Annotated in this window: 1 protein-coding gene; it reads left to right on the top strand. The window is 62.7% G+C overall.

Features of this window, described 5'->3' with window-relative positions; translation table 11 throughout:
* A partial coding sequence (locus AB0L75_RS44205; protein ID WP_365191938.1) for a condensation domain-containing protein occupies nucleotides 1–1,588 on the top strand: 1,588 nt, incomplete at both ends.

Genomic DNA, 1,588 nt, shown 5'->3' with positions numbered 1-1,588 from the left:
CTCAAAACCCTCACCACCCAACCCCACACCGGCGGCCTCACCCCCTCAGACCTCACCCTCCTCAACCTCACCCAAAACGACATCGACGAACTCGAGCACACTTCAGCGAGTCACATCGGAGATGTTTGGCCGTTGTCTCCGTTGCAGGAGGGGATGTTTTTCCATGCTCTGTATGAGCGTGAGGGGGTGGATGTCTACACAGCTCAGGTTGCTTTGGAGCTGAGTGGTGTGGTGTCTGCCGAGGGGTTGAAGCGCGCGTGTGGGGTGTTGTTGGAGCGGCACGCGAATTTGCGGGCTGGTTTCCGTTCGGTGAAGTCGGGGTCTGCTGTTCAGGCTGTTTTCAGGGAGGTGGAGCTGGATTGGCGTGATGTGGATCTGGGGGGTTTGCCGGCGGGGGAGCGGGATGCAGCGCTGTCGGGGTTGCTGCGTGAGGAGCGGGAGAGGCGTTTCGATCTGGCGCGTCCGCCGTTGATCCGTTTCCTGCTGGTGAGACTCGCTGATGACCGGTACAGCTTTGTGGTCAGCAATCATCACATTGTGCTGGATGGTTGGTCGATGCCATTGCTGGTGCAGGAGCTGTTTGTTCTGTATGGCAATGGCGGGGATGTCTCGGCGCTTCCGCGGGTGACGCCTTATAAGGAGTATTTGTCGTGGCTTGCGGGGCAGGACCGGGCGCAGGCGGCTGAGGCGTGGCGGCAGGCTCTGGCCGGTCTGGAGGAGCCGTGCCGGCTGGCGCCGGTGGGTCGTGGCCGTGAGCTGACCAGTCCTGAGCGGATCGAGGTTGAGGTCGAGGAGGAGGCCACGCTCCGGCTGGAGGGGTGGGCGCGTTCCCGTGGGCTGACGATGAACACGTTGGTACAGGGAGTGTGGGCTGTTCTTCTGGGGTCTTTGACCGGGCGGGATGATGTGGTGTTCGGAGCGACTGTCTCCGGGCGTCCGCCGGAGGTCGCCGGCATGGAGAGCATGGTCGGCCTGTTCATCAATACGGTGCCGGTACGTGTGCGGGTCGATCCGTCGCAGACGCTGGAGGGCTTTTTCCGGCAGCTTCAGGACGGGCAGGCTCGTCTGATGCCACATCAATATGTGGGGCTGACTGAGATCCATGAGCTGGCGGGGGTGGGCGAGCTCTTCGACACGCTGACGGTTTTCGAGAACTATCCCCTTGACGCGGGCCGGCTGAGCGAGTCACTGGGAGAGGTGGCGATCATTGGGGCGCAGGCACATGATGCCACCCACTATCCAATGACCATTGTGGCCACGTTGCAGGCGCACCGACTGCATCTGCGGTTCGACTACATGCCCGACCTCTTCGACCGGGAAGCAGCCGTAACGCTGACCCGACGGTTCGCCCGAGTACTGGAGCAAGTCACCAACAACACCACCACAATCGGCATCAGCGAACTCGACCTTTTCGACCGTTCCGAGCACCGGCTAGTGACATCTCGCCTGGGCTCGTCCATGAGAGGCATTGAGGCAGTCCTTGTCGCACATGCGCAGGTCGGGCAGGCCGCGGCGATCGTGCGGGAGGACACTCCCGCCGACAAGCAGATCACCGCCTACCTCACCCCCGCCCCCGGCCGAACCGTCA

The organism is Streptomyces sp. NPDC052101, assembly GCF_040680235.1.
Taxonomy (GTDB): domain Bacteria; phylum Actinomycetota; class Actinomycetes; order Streptomycetales; family Streptomycetaceae; genus Streptomyces.
The sequence above is the reverse complement of the archived record's forward strand: the minus strand, read 5'-3'. Positions and strand labels throughout refer to the sequence as shown.